This is a genomic window from Candidatus Pelagibacter sp. HIMB1485, from assembly GCF_052048055.1.
In the GTDB taxonomy this organism is placed as follows: Bacteria; Pseudomonadota; Alphaproteobacteria; order Pelagibacterales; family Pelagibacteraceae; genus Pelagibacter.
Window position 1 is genome coordinate 102609 of record NZ_JBNAIN010000001.1, and the last position, 17274, is coordinate 119882.

At 32.2% G+C, this 17274-nt stretch carries 13 protein-coding genes; all 13 read right to left on the reverse strand.

Annotation, left to right across the window (positions count from 1 at the left end; genetic code table 11):
- Positions 1-3: 3 nt before the first annotated feature.
- The gene (gene atpA, locus ACTTA4_RS00565) at positions 4-1539 is read right to left on the reverse strand and encodes a F0F1 ATP synthase subunit alpha (protein ID WP_262589886.1); all 1536 of its coding nucleotides are present in this window, start codon (positions 1537-1539) and stop codon (positions 4-6) included.
- Positions 1540-2097 carry an ATP synthase F1 subunit delta gene (atpH, locus tag ACTTA4_RS00570; RefSeq protein ID WP_075506074.1) on the reverse strand — a complete coding sequence of 186 codons (558 nt, stop codon included), beginning with the start codon at positions 2095-2097 and terminating at the stop codon, positions 1540-1542.
- A 108-nt stretch (positions 2098-2205) separates the two neighbouring features.
- On the reverse strand, positions 2206-4161 hold the full coding sequence (priA, locus tag ACTTA4_RS00575; RefSeq protein ID WP_440633078.1) for a replication restart helicase PriA: 1956 nt from the start codon (positions 4159-4161) through the stop codon (positions 2206-2208).
- A gap of 22 nt (positions 4162-4183) precedes the next feature.
- A complete protein-coding gene (gene lpdA, locus ACTTA4_RS00580) occupies positions 4184-5584 on the reverse strand; it encodes a dihydrolipoyl dehydrogenase (protein WP_440633079.1) in 1401 nt (466 codons plus the stop codon).
- Positions 5585-6886, reverse strand: coding sequence for a 2-oxoglutarate dehydrogenase complex dihydrolipoyllysine-residue succinyltransferase (odhB, locus tag ACTTA4_RS00585; RefSeq protein ID WP_262589891.1), 1302 nt, complete (start codon positions 6884-6886; stop codon positions 5585-5587).
- A 6-nt stretch (positions 6887-6892) separates the two neighbouring features.
- Positions 6893-9811: a 2-oxoglutarate dehydrogenase E1 component gene (locus ACTTA4_RS00590; protein WP_075506078.1), complete on the reverse strand. Its 2919-nt coding sequence runs from the start codon at positions 9809-9811 to the stop codon at positions 6893-6895.
- A gap of 36 nt (positions 9812-9847) precedes the next feature.
- Positions 9848-10723: a succinate--CoA ligase subunit alpha gene (gene sucD, locus ACTTA4_RS00595; RefSeq protein ID WP_075506079.1), complete on the reverse strand. Its 876-nt coding sequence runs from the start codon at positions 10721-10723 to the stop codon at positions 9848-9850.
- Positions 10724-11884, reverse strand: a complete 1161-nt coding sequence (sucC, locus tag ACTTA4_RS00600; RefSeq protein ID WP_440633080.1) for an ADP-forming succinate--CoA ligase subunit beta — start codon at positions 11882-11884, stop codon at positions 10724-10726.
- Between the two features lie 2 nt (positions 11885-11886).
- A complete protein-coding gene (gene mdh, locus ACTTA4_RS00605; protein WP_440633081.1) occupies positions 11887-12849 on the reverse strand; it encodes a malate dehydrogenase in 963 nt (320 codons plus the stop codon).
- Positions 12850-12859: 10 nt separating this feature from the next.
- On the reverse strand, positions 12860-14353 hold the full coding sequence (locus ACTTA4_RS00610) for a CoA-acylating methylmalonate-semialdehyde dehydrogenase (protein WP_440633082.1): 1494 nt from the start codon (positions 14351-14353) through the stop codon (positions 12860-12862).
- Between the two features lie 39 nt (positions 14354-14392).
- Positions 14393-15172 (reverse strand): succinate dehydrogenase iron-sulfur subunit, encoded by a 780-nt coding sequence (locus ACTTA4_RS00615; protein WP_262589896.1) that lies wholly within the window; start codon positions 15170-15172, stop codon positions 14393-14395.
- On the reverse strand, positions 15172-16947 hold the full coding sequence (sdhA, locus tag ACTTA4_RS00620; protein WP_440613691.1) for a succinate dehydrogenase flavoprotein subunit: 1776 nt from the start codon (positions 16945-16947) through the stop codon (positions 15172-15174). The genes ACTTA4_RS00615 and sdhA overlap by 1 nt, the downstream gene beginning before the upstream one ends.
- Positions 16947-17273 (reverse strand): succinate dehydrogenase, hydrophobic membrane anchor protein, encoded by a 327-nt coding sequence (gene sdhD / locus ACTTA4_RS00625; protein ID WP_440633083.1) that lies wholly within the window; start codon positions 17271-17273, stop codon positions 16947-16949. Before sdhD ends, sdhA begins: the two co-directional genes overlap by 1 nt.
- Position 17274: the final 1 nt, after the last annotated feature.

Sequence of the window (17274 nt, forward strand, 5' to 3'; positions counted from 1 at the left end):
AAATTAAGATTTAAGAGTTTCCTTTAATTGAGTAATCAGTTCAACTAATAACTTTTCTTTATCCTCTTCAAGTTTTCCTGAACTTTGTATCGACTCAATAATCTCAGGTTTTTCTGATTTACATTTCTCAATGATTTTACTTTCAAAACCTGCAACATCTTTTAAATCGATATCATCAAGATATCCTTTAACACCACAGAAAACCGAAATTACTTGTTCAGCAACTGTCATTGGAGAATATTGCTTTTGTTTTAAAAGCTCAGTTAATTTTGATCCTCTATTCAATAACTGTTGAGTAGAAGCATCTAAATCTGAACCAAATTGAGCAAATGCTGCCATTTCTCTATATTGAGCAAGCTCAAGTTTCATAGATCCTGAAACTTTTTTCATCGCTTTAGTTTGTGCAGATGAACCTACCCTTGAAACTGATAAACCAACATTAATTGCAGGTCTAATTCCTTGGTTGAATAATTCAGTTTCTAAGAAAATCTGACCATCCGTAATTGAAATTACATTTGTTGGAATAAATGCAGATACGTCTCCACCTTGAGTTTCAATAATTGGAAGTGCTGTTAAAGATCCTCCTCCATGTTCATCACTCAATTTTGCAGCTCTTTCTAATAATCTACTATGTAAATAGAATACATCACCTGGATAAGCCTCACGTCCTGGAGGTCTTCTAAGTAAAAGTGACATTTGTCTGTAAGCAACTGCTTGTTTTGATAAATCATCGTAAATAATCAACGCGTGCATTCCATTATCTCTGAAATATTCACCCATAGCACAACCAGTATATGGAGCTAAAAACTGAAGCGGTGCTGAGTCTGATGCTGTTGCAGCAACAATTGTTGTGTATTCCATTGCACCAGCTTCCTCTAAAGTTTTTTGAATTTGTCTAACAGTTGATCTTTTCTGACCTACAGCAACATAAATACAATATAATTTTTGTTTTTCGTCGCCTGATTCATTGATCTTTTTTTGGTTTATGATTGCATCAACTGCAACAGCAGTTTTTCCTGTTTGTCTATCACCAATAATTAATTCCCTTTGTCCTCTTCCGATTGGAACCAAACTATCAATTGATTTTAAACCAGTTTGCATTGGTTCATTAACTGATTGTCTAGGGATAATTCCAGGAGCCTTAACCTCTACTCTGCTCTTTTGTACACTTTTATCTAATGCACCCTTGCCATCAATTGGATTTCCCAAACCATCGACTACTCTACCTAGTAACTCTTTTCCAACTGGCGTATCAACAATTTTTCCAGTTCTTTTTACAACATCACCTTCTTTAACATTTCTGTCATCACCAAAAATTACAACACCAACGTTTTCGCTCTCTAAGTTTAGGGCCATACCTTTAGAGCCATCAGAAAATTCAACCATCTCTCCAGCCTGAACATTGTCAAGACCGTAAATTCTAGCGATACCATCACCAACCGATAAAACTTGACCTACCTCAGTAACTTCTGCTTTATCTCCAAAATTTTTTATTTGTTCTTTTAATATTTTTGTAACTTCTGAAGGATTTATTTCCATTTATGCCTCTATCATTCTATTTTCGATTTGTTGTAATTTACTTTTAATTGAGGTATCAACCATAGTACTCCCTACCTGTACTACTAAACCTCCTATTAAACTTTCATCATGTTTGTAGTTTAATTTTATTTTTGAACTAAAGTTTTTAGTTAATTCTTCCGTAATTTGTTTAATTTCTTCATTAGATAATTGTTTAGCAGATCTTAATTCGGCTTTTAGTTCTCCCCTTTTTTCCGAACAGATCTCGATGAAACTTTTAAGAATTCTTTCTACAAAAAAGAACCTTCTCTTTTGAATTAAAAAACTTAAAAAATTTTTTAACAATTGATCAAATTTATAATTTTCTGAGATTGTATTAACTACTTTTAATAAATCATCTTGGCTTGTAGTTGGATCTTTTATTAAATTTGAAAAATCTTGGCTTTGTTCTAACAATTTTAGAACTGAGAGTGACTGCTCTTCTATTTGGGATGTAACATTGCTTTCAGTAGATAATTCATAAAGCGCAAGTGAATACCTTTCTGCTGAAGTAATTGAAAATCCTGTGTCTTTGCTCAACTTGATACCTCTAAAATGTTGAAGATTATTTAAAAATCACGCTCTAATTAGCATATGACCTTTATGTCTTCAAGTGACTGATTGATGAAAAAGTCCTCTTTTTTGGGCCTAATTGAAGTTAATTGGATCAACATCAACTGAAAGTTTTATTCCTTTAGAAAATTTGTATTTTGGAACTGATTTTGCAATAGCATTTTGTAGTTTCATAGATTTTGAACCTCTAATTAAAAATCTGACCCTAAAATTTCTTTTTAGTCTAAATATAGGAGCCTCAACTGGACCCAATATATTTCCCTCAATTTTATTTTCTAAATAATTTTTAAAGTCATAAGCCTCTTTTTCTAATTTTTTTTGATTTTCACCAGTCATAATCAGAGAAATAAATCTTTGATAAGGTGGAAGTTTATTTTTTTTTCTAATTTCTAGTTCTCTTTTTAAAAATATATCAGGATTTTTATTTGTAATTTCTAAAATCATATTTTTATTATTGTTATAGGTTTGAAAATATACTGTTGCAGGTTTTCCTGTTCTTCCAGCTCTTCCTGATAACTGATGATATAACTGCAAATTTTTTTCAGCTCCTCTTAAATCATTTCCGTTAGCTGATAAATCAATATCAACAACAACAATACAATTTAAACTTGGAAAGTGAAATCCTTTAGAAATTAATTGTGTACCAACTAATATTTCAGTTTGATTATTTATAATTCTTTCTAATTTACTTGATGAGTCTTTTTTATTCATTGTATCACTTGAAAAAATTTCAACTTCCTTATTAGGAAATTTTTTTTTAACTTCCTCAGATATCCTCTCTACACCAGGTCCACTAAAGACAAAATTACATTCACCCTCTTTTGAGCAATCTCTTTTTAAATCAGTTTTAAAACCACAATAGTGACATAATAAATTTTTTTTATTTTTATGATAAACAAGGTTGATAGTACAATTTGGACAAGAATAGCTAGTTAAACAATTTTTGCACAACGCATGAGGTGAAAAACCTCTTCTATTTAAAAAAAATAAAACCTGATCTTTTCTCTCAAGGTGAAAATTTACTTTTTCGATTATTTTATCTGATAACCACGATTGTTTTTCAAGTTTGGTTTTATTAAGATCTATAATTTCGTAATTTGGTAATGAAGCATTTTTATATCTCTCTGTAAGTCTTGATAAGGAATATTTTCCTTTTTGAATATTTTCAAAAGTTTCAATTGATGGAACGGCTGTAATTAAATTAACTGGTATATTTTCAAATGAAGCTCTAGAGATTGCCATATCTCGTGCATTATAAGTTACACCCTCATCTTGTTTGAATGATTGATCGTGCTCCTCATCTACAATTATCATACCTAGATTTTTAAAAGGTAAAAATAATGACGATCTTGCACCTATAATTGCTTTAACTTCTCCATTAGATATTCCACTCCAAATTAATTCTTTCTTTTTTTTTGAAACTCCTGAGTGCCACACTGCTGCGTTAAAACCAAAATATTCATTAAATTTTTTTTCAAATTGACCTGTTAAACCTATTTCAGGTAAAAGAATTAACCCCTGATATCCTTGTTTTATAAGGTTTTTTAAAGCTTCAAAATATACAAGAGTTTTACCTGATCCTGTTGTCCCTTGTAATACGTGCACTCTAAAATTTTGGTTAGTGCTTACCATTTCTTCATATGCTTTGATTTGATCTTTGGTTAATTTTATAGATGTATTTTTAATCTCACTTTTAAAATTATTGTAAGAACTTAGCTCCTTATTTTCTATTGCATGACTACTTAACAAAATAAGCTTTAGAGCCATTCCTTTTGGAATAATATTGTACTCTGAAAACCAGTTTAAAAATTTAATAGTATTTTTTTTTAGAGGAGTCACATCTAACTTCCTCAAAACTTTTTTTATTTTAAATGTTTTGTTGCTATTTTTTTCAAATTCGTCCCAAACTACACCTGTAATTTTTGATTTGCCAAAAGGAACTTCCACATAGTCTCCTAATTTAAGATCAATACTACTTTCATAAGTAAATGGATGATCAAAAATATTAGGTAAAAGAATCGGAAATTTCATATTTTTATAATATGAAAAAAAATTAAGAGTGTATTGCTCTTTTATCTACTGATAATGCAGCTTCTTTAACTGCTTCAGAAAAAGTTGGATGCGCATGACATGTTCTTGCTATATCTTCTGAACTTGCACCAAATTCCATAGCTACACCTATTTCAGCAATTAACTCTCCTGCATGAGGGCCTATAATATGAGCTCCTAATACTTTGTCTGTTTGCTCATCTGCTAATATTTTTACAAATCCCTCAGCATCATCAATTGCTTTAGCTCTAGAATTTGCCATAAATGAAAATTTACCGACTTTATACTTTTGATTAAGTTCTTTTAATTGTTCTTCTGTTTTTCCTATAGATGCAACTTCTGGAGTAGTATACACAACACCAGGTATTGTATCATAATTAACATGTCCAGATTGTCCTGCAATATTTTCTGCAACTGCGATTCCTTCATCTTCAGCTTTATGAGCAAGCATTGGTCCAGATATTACATCACCAATAGCAAAAATATTTTCGACATTTGTTTTAAAAGTTTTGTCAGTTTTTATTCTTTTTCTTTCGTCTAAATCAATTCCTACTGCATCTAAATTTAGTCCATCCGTATTTGGCTTTCTACCAACAGAAATTAACACCACATCACATTCAAAATTGTTTTTATTGCCATCTTTATCTACTGTTGAAACAACTGCTCCGTTGTTATTTTTCTGAATTGTTTCAACTTTGTTTTGCATATTAAATTTAATGCCTTGTTTTTTTAAAATTTTCATAAACTCAGATGAAATTTCTTTATCCATTCCAGGTGTAATATGATCTAAGAATTCTACGACCTGGACTTCTGAACCTAATCTTGACCAAACTGAACCCATCTCTAAACCAATGTAGCCACCTCCAACCACAACCATTTTATTTGGTACTTTTTCTAATTTTAAGGCCCCTGTAGAGGAAACAATTACTTTTTCATCAATATCAATTCCAGGTAATGAAACTGGTACAGATCCGGTTGCTATTACTGTTTTTTCTGACTCAATAATTGTCTCATTATTCTTATCATCTTTAATTAAAATTTGATTTTTTGATTTAAAGCTTCCGTGACCTTTAAAATAAGTAACTTTGTTTTTTTTTAAAAGAAATTCAACACCTTTAGTCAATATTGTTACAGCTTTATCTTTACTTTTCATCATCTTTTCAAGGTTAAGTTTCACCTCACCTATCTCGATACCCTTATTAGATAAATTTTTTACTTTATGAAATTCTTCAGAAAGATTTAATAAACTTTTTGAGGGTATACAGCCAACATTTAAGCAAGTTCCTCCTAGTGAACCTCTGGACTCTATACATGCTGTTTTTAAACCTAATTGTGCAAGCCTAATTGCACAAACATAACCACCAGGCCCTCCTCCAATAACTACAGCTTGAAATTTTTCTGACATTTAAATATCCAAAAATAATCTTCTAGGATCTTCTAGATTTTCTTTAATCATTTTTAAGAAAGAAACAGATTCTTTACCATCAATAATTCTGTGATCATAAGAAAGAGCTAAATACATGATAGGTCTTATTTTTATTTCACCTTCTACTACCACAGGGCGCTCTACAATGTTGTGCATACCTAGAACACCAGATTGAGGTAAGTTTAGAATTGGAGTTGATAACATTGATCCATACACACCACCATTACTGATAGTAAATGTTCCTCCTTGTAAATCTTCAATTGTTAATTTTCCATCTCTAGCTTTTTCAGAAATATCTTTGATATTTTTTTCAATATCTGCAAATGAAAGCTCATCTGCATTTCTTAAAACTGGAACAACTAAACCTTTATCCGTACCTACAGCAAAACTAATATTATAATAGTTTTTATATATAATTTCATCGCCATCAATTTCAGCATTAACAGCAGGGAAATGTTTCAAGGCCACTACACATGCTTTAACAAAGAATGACATGAAGCCTAATTTAATTCCATATCTACTTTGAAAGTCTTGTTGATTTTCTTTTCTCATTTCCATTATATTTGTCATATCAACTTCATTAAAAGTTGTAAGTAATGCAGCATTTTCTTGAGCTTGTTTTAATCTCTTAGCAATTGTTTGCCTTAGTCTGGTCATTTTAATTCGTTCTTCTTGACCATATTGAATTTTTCTCTCTGATGGTTTTGGATTTGCTCCCATTAGACCAATTAAATCTCCTTTTAAAACCTGACCATTTTTTCCTGAACCTTGAACTGAATTAACATCAATATTATTTTCAGTAACAATTTTTCTGACAGCAGGAGACAAGGTATCATTTTTATTATCTATTACTGGCGCTGGTTTTGGTGCTACTTCCTCAGTCAAAACTAAGGGCTTAGGTTTTTGAATTTCTGTTTTTTTATCTTCAAAAATTTCTGGTTCTTTTTTATTTGTATCTAATTTTATTACATTGTTTTCAGGAGGAGCTTCTTCAACTTGTTTGGGTTCCTCTTTTTTTTCAGTTGGTATCACTTTTGCTGAACCATTTTCTGAAACAGAACCTAATAAAGCTCCAACTTCCACTGTGGAGCCATCTTGTGAATTAATTTCTGTTAAAACACCAGTTATTGGTGATGGGACTTCTAAATTAACTTTGTCAGTTTCAAGTTCTACAATTGGTTCATCAGCTTCAACTGCATCTCCAGTTTTTTTTAACCATTTTGCAACCGTTGCTTCTGTAATACTCTCACCAAGTACTGGAACTACTATTTTTTCACTCATTATAATTTAATCAAACACCTTATTAATTATTTCTTGTTGCTGAGAATTATGCCTCTTTGCATATCCAGTTGCTGGAGTTGCATCAGGGCTTCTTCCTATATAAGAAATTTCATTATATTTAGCCTTTAAAGTATCTAATGTCCATTGAATATAATCTCTCACTGAAAACCATGCTCCCATATTCTTTGGCTCTTCTTGACACCAAAAGAATTTAGCATTTTTGGCATAAGGTTTAAGTTCGTTTACTAAAGCTTTTGCTGGGAAAGGATAAAGTTGTTCTATTCTAAACATAATTACATCATCTCTTTTTAATTTTTCTCTAGCATCAAGTAAGTCAAAGTAAACTTTGCCTGAGCACAAAATAACTTTTTTAATCTCAGAGCTTTCTTTAAGTTTAATAAAACCATTTGATTTTGGATCGATCGCATGATCCCACAAAACTCTATGGAAAGTATTTTGTTTGTTAAAATCCTCTAAGTTAGAAACACAGTATTTATTTCTGAGTAATGACTTTGGAGTCATTATAATTAGTGGTTTTCTAAAATCTCTATGCATTTGACGTCTTAATGCATGATAATAATTGGCTGGAGTTGTACAATTCATAACTTGCATATTGTCGTTTGAACATAACTGTAAAAATCTTTCTAATCTAGCAGATGAATGTTCAGGACCTTGACCTTCGTATCCATGAGGTAACAACATTACAAGGCCTGATGCTCTATTCCATTTTCTCTCACCTGATGCTATAAACTGATCAATCACAACTTGAGCTCCATTTGCAAAATCTCCAAATTGAGCTTCCCAAATTGTTAGAGTGTTTGGTTCAACTAAACTGTAACCATATTCGAAACCTAAAACTGCAAGTTCAGATAAAAAACTATCTACTACTTCAAATTGTTTTTGACCTTTGACAATATTATTTAATGGAATATATCTCGAATTATCAATTTGATTTCTTAGTACAGAATGTCTTTGACTAAAAGTTCCTCTACCAGAGTCTTGTCCAACTAAACGAACTGGATATCCTTCAACTAACAAAGATCCAAACGCAAGAGCTTCTGCTGAAGACCAATCAATTCCCACTCCTTTTTCAATCGAGTCTCTTCTCGCATTTAATATTTTACTAATAGTTTTATGAATATTTTTTTCTGATGGTACTGTATTTATTTTTTTTGAAATTATTTTTAATTTCTCCTCATCAAAACCTGATATTCCTCTTTTATCTTTTCCTTTCTCAGGTTTATATCTTGACCATGTACCCTCAAACCATTCTATTTTAGGCTTGTAGTCTTTTGCACTTTTATATTGATCATCTAATAAATCTTTAAATGATTTAACATTTTGATTTAATAATTCTTGAGTAATTGATTTTTCATTAACCAGTTTATTCCCATAAATTTTATATACACTTGGGTGAGATTTAATTTTTTGATACATCAATGGCTGAGTAAACGATGGCTCATCTCCCTCATTATGACCAAACCTTCTGTAACAAATTAAATCTACTACAACGTCTCTATTAAATTTTAATCTGAATTCTGTAGCTATTCTGGTAGCATAAACAACTGCCTCTGGATCGTCTCCATTAACATGTAAAATTGGAGCCTCAACCATTTTTGCAACATCAGAAGGATAAGGTGACGATCTTGCAAATCGAGGACTCGTTGTAAAACCAATTTGATTATTTACAATTATATGAATAGTTCCACCAGTGTTATGTCCTGGTAGACCTGACATAGCAAAACATTCTGCTACCACACCCTGACCAGCAAATGCAGCATCACCATGAATTAGTATTGGGATAACTTTGTTTCTCTCTTTGTCTTTATGAAAAAATTGTTTTGCTCTAGTTTGTCCTAAAACGACAGGATTTACTGCTTCAAGGTGAGATGGATTATCTGTCAAACTAACATGAACAGAATTTCCATCAAATTGTCTGTCAGAAGATGCACCAAGATGATATTTTACATCTCCAGCACTATCCTCAGAGTCATCACTATATTCACCAGCAAATTCATTAAATATTCTTTTATAAGATTTTTGTAAAACGTTAGCCAAAACATTTAGTCTGCCTCTATGAGACATTCCAATTTTAACCTCTTTAATTTGTTGTTGACCACCAATTTTAATTATTTGCTCAAGTGCAGGAATTAAACTTTCTCCTCCATCTAATCCAAATCTTTTTGTACCAACATACTTAGTTGCTAAAAATTTTTCAAAACCTTCTGCTTGAACTAATTTATTTAGAATTGCTTCCTTACCATTTTTAGTAAACTGAAGAGCTTTATCATCTTGCTCAATTCTATCTCTAAACCATTTTCTTTCATCAGGATTAGAAATGTGCATAAACTCATAACCTATTTTTCCACAATAGGTTTTTTTCATAAATTTTAAAATTTCTTTAATATTGGCATACTTTTTATTTATCACGCCGTTTAAGAAAATTTTTCTTTCATAGTTTTCTTTCTTAAAACCATAAAACTCTGGATGAAGTTCATCTAAATATTCAGATTCTCTCATTCCCAAAGGATCAAGATCAGCTAACAAATGCCCCCTTAATCTGTAAGCTCTGATTAACGCAACTGCACTTATTGAATCTTTGTTAGAATCTGCAAGTAATTGAAAATTAAATTTTTCTGAAGTATCTATTTTTTCATTATTTAAATTAGTAATTTCATTTTCATCTATTTTCTTTTGAAGCTCATCAATATTTATTTTGGTCTTTTCTGGTCCCCATGACGGTCCATTTATTTCATTAGCAATTACTTTTATTTCATCACCGATTCCTTCAAAATAATTTAACCAACTTTCAGGTAGATCTTTATCTTTGTTAATAAATTTTAAGTACATTTGCTCAATGAATGCACTATTTGATTTATGTAAAAATGAATTTTTTTCGAAATCGAGATTTTTTGATGATGACATCTTATTTATTTAATATATCCCTCTAAAAAATATTTTTCAATTAGACAGTTTATCAAATAAAGTTTTACCAATTATTGATGGTGATTTTGCGACTGTAATTCCACATTCTTCCATTTTTTTTATTTTATCCTCTGCACCACCTTTACCTCCAGAAATAATTGCACCTGCATGCCCCATTCTTCTCCCTGGTGGCGCGGTAATTCCAGCTATAAATCCAACTGTTGGTTTTTTAATCTTATGGTTTTTCAAAAATTCTGCAGCTTCCTCTTCAGCAGAACCTCCTATCTCTCCAATCATTAAAATTGATTGTGTCTCTTCATCATTTAAAAACAGATCTAAACAATCTATAAAATTAGTACCATTTATAGGATCTCCTCCAATTCCGATACATGTTGATTGCCCTAATCCATTTTCAGTTGTTTGAGCAACCGCTTCGTAGGTTAAAGTTCCAGATCTAGATACAATTCCAACTGAACCTCTTTTATGAATATTACCAGGCATAATTCCAATTTTACATTCATCTGGAGTTATAATTCCTGGACAATTTGGACCTATAAGTCTGCTATTAGACCCATCTAATTTTTTTCTAACCTTAAGCATATCTTGAATTGGGATACCTTCAGTAATGCAAACAATTAATTCAACAGATGCATCGATAGCTTCTATAATTGCTGCGGCAGCAAATTTTGCAGGCACATAAATCATAGTGGCATCTGCCCCAACTGCATCTTTAGCTTCAGCCACAGAATTAAATACGGGTCTATCTAAATGCTTTTGACCTCCTTTTTTAGGAGTAACACCTCCTACTAAATTTGTTCCATATTTTATTGCTTGCTCTGAATGAAATGTTCCATGTGCACCTGTAAAACCCTGACAAATTACTTTAGTTTCCTTATTAACTAAAACTGACATTTATTTAATAGCCTCAACAATTTTTTTAGCAGCATCATCTAAATTCTCTGCTGAAATTAATTTTAAACCCGAATTATCTAAAATTTCTTTTCCCTCTTTAAAATTTGTCCCTGCGAGTCGAACTACCAAAGGTACGCTAATATTAATTTCTTTTGCAGCGTCCACTACTCCTTGTGCAAGCACATCGCATCTCATTATTCCTCCAAAAATATTTATCAAAATTCCCTTAACATTTTTGTCTGAAAGAATGATTTTAAATGCTGCAGAAACTTTTTCTTTTGAGGCTCCACCTCCTACATCTAAGAAATTAGCTGGTTCTTTGCCGTATAATTTGATGATGTCCATAGTTGCCATTGCTAGACCTGCGCCATTAACCATACATCCAATACTTCCATCTAACTTGATATAAGCTAAATCATGTTTGCTGGCTTCAATCTCAGTTGGATCTTCTTCATTTAGATCTCTTAATTCTAGTATTTCAGGGTGTCTAAATAATGCGTTAGAGTCGAAATTAACTTTCGCATCTAAACAAACAATTTTTCCCTCCTTTGTTAAAATTAAAGGATTTACCTCAACCATATTAGCATCTGTACTAATAAACATTTTATAAATCGATTTGATTAGTAAAATTGCTTGATCTTTTGCATCACTGTTTAAATCAAAAATTTTAATTACTGACTCACAATCTGCATCTGATATTTCTTCTGCCATATCAACTTTAGTTGTAATAATTTTTTCTGGATTTGAGCTTGCTACTTCTTCGATATCCATTCCACCTTGATCACTTGAAATAAATGCAATCTTTGAGCTCGCTCTATCAACTAAACATGATAAATAGAATTCTTTTTCTATATTAGAGGATACTTCAACATATAATCGCTTAACTTCTCTTCCTTCTGGTCCTGTTTGATGGGTTACAAGTGTTTTTCCAAGCAACTCATTTGCTGAATTTTTTAATTCCTCAAGTGTATTAAGAATTTTAACTCCTCCAGCTTTACCTCTGCCACCAGCGTGAATTTGGGCCTTTAAAACATACTTTTCAGTTTTTAAATTTTTTGCTTTTTCAATCAAGTCATCAACACTTGTTGAAAAAAATCCTGCTGGAACTATTGCTCCATATTTCTTTAAAATTTCTTTTGCTTGGTGCTCGTGAATGTTCATTATTATTTTGAAAGATCTGGATCTATTTTAGAAGCAGCTTCCCAAAGAGCTTTTACAGCATCAATAGAGTGCATAAACTCTTTATTTTCTTTTTCATCTAAATCCACTACTTCAATTTTCTCAACTCCGTTTTTACCAATTACAACTGGTACTCCAGCATAAACATTTTCTACCCCGTACTCACCATTTAACTGCACTGCGCAAGGTAATAATTTTTTTTCATCTTTTAAATACGATTCAGCCATTTGAACTCCCGATGCTGCTGGTGCATAAAAAGCAGAACCTTTTTCTAAATACTTGACGATTTCTGCTCCACCGTCTCTAGTTCTTTGATTAATTTCTTCAACTCTCTCTTGAGAAATCTTTCCCTCTTTCACAAGATCCAATAAAGGTTTGCCAGATACTTTTGTAAATCTTGGCATTGGAACCATAGTATCTCCATGACCACCCATAACCATTGCTTCAATCTCTCTTACAGGCACACCAAACTCTAATGATAAAAACAGTTTAAATCTTGAGCTATCTAAAATTCCTGCCATGCCGACAACTTTATTTGCAGGCAAACCTGAAAACTTTTGAAACGCCATAACCATCACATCTAAAGGGTTGGTGATACAAATTACGAAGGCGTTCGGTGCATTTTCTTTTACGCCTTGAGCTACCTGTTTAATAATTTTTAAATTTATACCAAGAAGGTCATCTCTACTCATTCCTGGCTTTCTAGGAACTCCTGCTGTAATTATGATAACATCAGAATCTTTAATATCTTTATAATCGTCTGTACCTGATAATTTTACATTAAATCCATCAACTGATGATGATTGAGCTATATCTAAAGCCTTTCCTTTAGCTATTCCACTTGCTACGTCAAATAAAACAACTTCATCAACAAGCTCCTTTATTCCAATTAAATGTGCTAGTGTTCCACCTATTTGGCCTGCGCCAATTAAAGATATTTTTTTCATTTATTTCCTCTTATTTCATTGTTGGCATTACAAATTCTGCGTTTGTACGCACACCTGAAGGCCATCGTGATGTTACAGTTTTAATTTTAGTATAGAATTTTATTCCTTCCATGCCATGCATGCCGCTATCTCCAAATAATGATCTTTTCCAACCACCAAAACTATGAAAGGCCATAGGAACTGGAATTGGAACATTGATACCAACCATTCCTACTTGAATTTTACTAGCAAATGTTCTGCCTGCATCACCATCTCTAGTATAAATACTTACTCCGTTTCCATATTCATGATCATTGATTAGTTTTGCAGCCTCTTCAAAAGTTTTAACTCTAACTACAGATAGAACTGGACCAAAAATTTCTTCTTTATAAATTCTCATGTCTTTATTAACGTGATCAAATAAACAACCACCTATATAAAATCCGTTTTCATAACCTTGAAGTTTTAAGTTTCTTCCATCGACAACTAATTTAGCACCTTCTTCAACTCCTAAATCAACATAACTTTTTACTTTTTCTAAATGTTCTTTTGTAACCAGAGGTCCCATCTCTGAAGTTTTGTCCATACCAGGTCCTACTTTTAAGGCCTCTGCTTTTTTTGAAAGTCTTGAAACTAGTTCATCACCAATATCTCCAACAGCAACAGCAACAGATTGAGCCATACATCTCTCACCTGCAGATCCGTAAGCTGCACCCATCAATCCATTTACTGCACCATCCAAATCACAATCTGGCATGACTACTAAGTGATTTTTTGCACCTCCAAGTGCTTGTACTCTTTTTTCATTTTTAGCTGAATTTTCGTAGATATATTTTGCAATTGGAGTGGATCCAACAAAGCTTACAGCTTTAATATCTTTATTTTCTAAAATTGCATCAACAGCTTCTTTGTCGCCATTAACTACGTTAAATACTCCCTCAGGCAATCCAGCTTCACTAAGTAACTCTGCTAATCTAAGTGGACATGAAGGATCTTTTTCTGAAGGTTTTAATATAAATGTATTTCCACAAGCAATTGCTATTGGAAACATCCACATTGGTACCATTGCTGGAAAATTAAATGGAGTAATTCCAGCTACTACCCCTAAAGGTTGCCTCATTGACCAACTGTCAACATTTGTTCCAACATTTTCTGAATATTCACCTTTTAACAAATGAGGAATTCCACAAGCAAACTCAACTACCTCAAGCCCTCTTGTTAAAGAACCTCTAGCATCCTCAAAAACTTTTCCATGTTCTGATACTATTAGCTTTGTTAACTCATCAGAGTTTTTTTCTATTAATTCTTTAAATTTAAATATTATCCTTGCTCTTTGTAAAGGAGGTTTTGCAGACCAAGTTTCAAATGCTTTTTTGGCTGCTTCTACAGCTTGATCTAAATCAGATTTACTTGCAAGTCTAACCTCAGATTCTTGTTCTCCTGTTGCAGGATTAAATACTTTTCCTTTTCTATCAGATGAACCTGGAATTATTTTTCCATTAACGAAGTGCTCTATTAATTTCATGAATACGGTCTTTTAAATCAAAAAAACTTAATAGTCTATTTAAACATTGGCCGTAGCTAACATTTTTTTTATTTCTGCAATTGCTTTTGCTGGATTTAGGCCTTTGGGACAAGCATTTGTACAATTTAAAATAGTATGACATCTGTAAAGTTTTAATTCATCAGCAACTTTTTTTAATCTTGCTTTTCTTTCTTCATCTCTACTATCAACGATCCATCTGTAAGCTTGTAGAAGGACTGCTGGACCTAAGTATTTATCTCCATTCCACCAATAACTTGGGCAAGATGTTGAACAACATGCACACATAATACATTCATAAGCGCCATCAAGTTTTGCTCTATCTTCTTGAGATTGATAAATTTCTGTTGTTTCTTTTTTTGAATTATTTTTTAACCAAGGTTCGATAGATTGATACTGTTTATACAAACCATCCAAATCTCCAATTAAATCTCTTTTAACTTTCAAGTGCGGTAGCGGATATATGTCTATATCTCCATCAATTTCCGAATGCGGAGTTGTGCACGCTAAACCATTTTTGCCACCCATGTTCATAGCACAAGAACCACAAACTCCATGAGCACAAGATCTTCTATAAGCTAATGTTGGGTCAATTTCGTTTTTAATTTTATTTAAAATATCTAAAACTTTTGAAGGACAATTATCCATATCAACTTCATAAGTATCAATTCTTGGATTTTCTTCAGTAGAAGGGTCCCATCTATAAACATTTACTCTTCTAAGATTTTTAGAGCCTGTTTTATCTTTAAAATATTTACCTTTTTTGACTTCAGAATTTTTTGGTAAATTCAATTGTACCATTAGTATACCCGCTCTTGTGGTGGAAAATATTGAACTTCATTAGTCAAAGTTGACTTGTGGACTGGTCTATAACTAATTTTTGTATTTTTTCCATCACACCAAGCAAGAGTATGTTGCATAAATTTATCATCATCTCTTTTTGGATAATCATCTCTTGCATGAGCTCCTCTGCTTTCTTTTCTGTGATATGCAGATTCTACTGTTGTTACTGCTTGTCTAATTAAATTATCAAATTCTAAAGTTTCAACTAAATCAGTATTAAATACTAAAGATCTATCTTTAACAGAAATAGAGTCCATTCCATCATAAGTTTTTCTAATATCATCAACGCCTTCTTTTAAATTTTTTTCTGTTCTAAATACTGCACATTTAGATTGCATTGTTTTTTGCATTGAAAGTCTAAGTTCTGCGGTACTATTGTTTCCATCTGCATTTCTTAACTTATCAAATCTATCTAAACATTTTTGTGTCTCAGACTCAGGTAACTCTTCATGAGGAGTTCCGGGTTTAACTAATTCTGCTGCTCTTTTTGCTGCTGCTCTTCCGAACACTACTAAATCAATTAATGAATTAGAGCCAAGTCTATTTGCACCATGAACAGATACACATGCTGCTTCTCCTATAGCCATCAGACCTGGAACAGTTTTTTCTGAACCATTAACAGTTAAAACTTCTGCTTTGTAATTTGTTGGAATACCACCCATATTATAATGAACTGTTGGGACAACGGGTATAGGCTCTTTAGTTACATCTACATTTGCAAATAATCTTGCAGCATCAGTAATTCCTGGAAGTCTACTTTCAATAATATCTTTATCTAAATGACTTAAGTTTAAATGAACATGATCTTGATCTTTTCCAACTCCTCTTCCTTCATTTATTTCAATAGACATTGATCTACTAACAACATCTCTTGATGCTAAATCTTTTGCATTTGGAGCATATCTTTCCATAAATCTTTCGCCCTTAGAGTTAGTTAGATAACCACCCTCACCTCTAGCACCTTCTGTTATTAACGTGCCATGACCATAAATTCCTGTTGGATGAAATTGAACAAACTCCATATCTTGAAGAGGCAATCCAGCTCTTAATACCATTGCATTTCCATCTCCAGTGCAAGTATGCGCAGATGTAGCTGAATAATAGACTTTCCCATATCCACCTGTAGCTATAATTACAGTATGTGCTCTAAATCTATGGATTGTTCCATCATTTAAATTCCATGCAATTAATCCCTTGCACGCTCCATCTTTCATTAAAAGATCTAATGCAAAATATTCTATAAAAAACTCAGTGTTATGTTTTAAGGCTTGTCCATAAAGTGTATGAAGAATTGCATGACCAGTTCTATCCGCAGCAGCACATGTTCTTTGTACAATTCCATTTCCATAATTTTTTGTCATTCCACCAAAAGGTCTTTGATATATTTTTCCCTCTTCAGTTCTACTAAATGGAACTCCATATTTTTCTAATTCTAAAACAGCTTTTGGAGCTTCTTTACATAAATACTCAATGCTATCTTGATCACCTAACCAATCTGCACCTTTAACCGTATCATACATGTGCCATCTCCAGTCATCTTCTCCCATGTTACCAAGTGCAGCTGAGATACCTCCTTGTGCAGCAGAAGTGTGGCTTCTAGTTGGAAATACTTTTGAAATACAGGCTGTTTTCAATCCAGCTTCGCTTAATCCAACAGCGGCTCTCAAGCCAGATCCACCAGCTCCTAAGACAACTACATCATATTCATGATCTATAATATTATAAGCGCTCATTATTTTAGATTAAGTAAAATTATTATTGTTAATAATGGAATAATTATAGCAGAAATATAGAGAAGTCTGTTTGCGACATATTTGGTTTTTTCATTAGAAATATAGTCCTCAAAAACCTCACTAATACTTAGGGCAGAAAAAAAATAAGCAAAAATTAAAAATATACTAAATAAAAACTTATTTGTTTTGTTTGAAAAAAAACTAACTACTTCAGAATAGTCTCCATCATAAACTGATATGAAATTAATTATAAACCAAAACATTAAAGGGACTAAAATTATTGATGATAATTTTAAAAACATCCATTTTTTTGTAGCTAAATTCATA

What these genes read in the sequence shown, in the direction of transcription:
- atpA (WP_262589886.1), bottom strand. Translation starts at nt 1,539, where the DNA reads ATGGAAATAAATCCTTCAGAAGTTACAAAAATATTAAAAGAACAAATA.
- priA (WP_440633078.1), bottom strand. Translation starts at nt 4,161, where the DNA reads ATGAAATTTCCGATTCTTTTACCTAATATTTTTGATCATCCATTTACT.
- lpdA (WP_440633079.1), bottom strand. Translation starts at nt 5,584, where the DNA reads ATGTCAGAAAAATTTCAAGCTGTAGTTATTGGAGGAGGGCCTGGTGGT.
- odhB (WP_262589891.1), bottom strand. Translation starts at nt 6,886, where the DNA reads ATGAGTGAAAAAATAGTAGTTCCAGTACTTGGTGAGAGTATTACAGAA.
- ACTTA4_RS00590 (WP_075506078.1), bottom strand. Translation starts at nt 9,811, where the DNA reads ATGTCATCATCAAAAAATCTCGATTTCGAAAAAAATTCATTTTTACAT.
- sucD (WP_075506079.1), bottom strand. Translation starts at nt 10,723, where the DNA reads ATGTCAGTTTTAGTTAATAAGGAAACTAAAGTAATTTGTCAGGGTTTT.
- sucC (WP_440633080.1), bottom strand. Translation starts at nt 11,884, where the DNA reads ATGAACATTCACGAGCACCAAGCAAAAGAAATTTTAAAGAAATATGGA.
- mdh (WP_440633081.1), bottom strand. Translation starts at nt 12,849, where the DNA reads ATGAAAAAAATATCTTTAATTGGCGCAGGCCAAATAGGTGGAACACTA.
- ACTTA4_RS00610 (WP_440633082.1), bottom strand. Translation starts at nt 14,353, where the DNA reads ATGAAATTAATAGAGCACTTCGTTAATGGAAAAATAATTCCAGGTTCA.
- ACTTA4_RS00615 (WP_262589896.1), bottom strand. Translation starts at nt 15,172, where the DNA reads ATGGTACAATTGAATTTACCAAAAAATTCTGAAGTCAAAAAAGGTAAA.
- sdhA (WP_440613691.1), bottom strand. Translation starts at nt 16,947, where the DNA reads ATGAGCGCTTATAATATTATAGATCATGAATATGATGTAGTTGTCTTA.
- sdhD (WP_440633083.1), bottom strand. Translation starts at nt 17,273, where the DNA reads ATGAATTTAGCTACAAAAAAATGGATGTTTTTAAAATTATCATCAATA.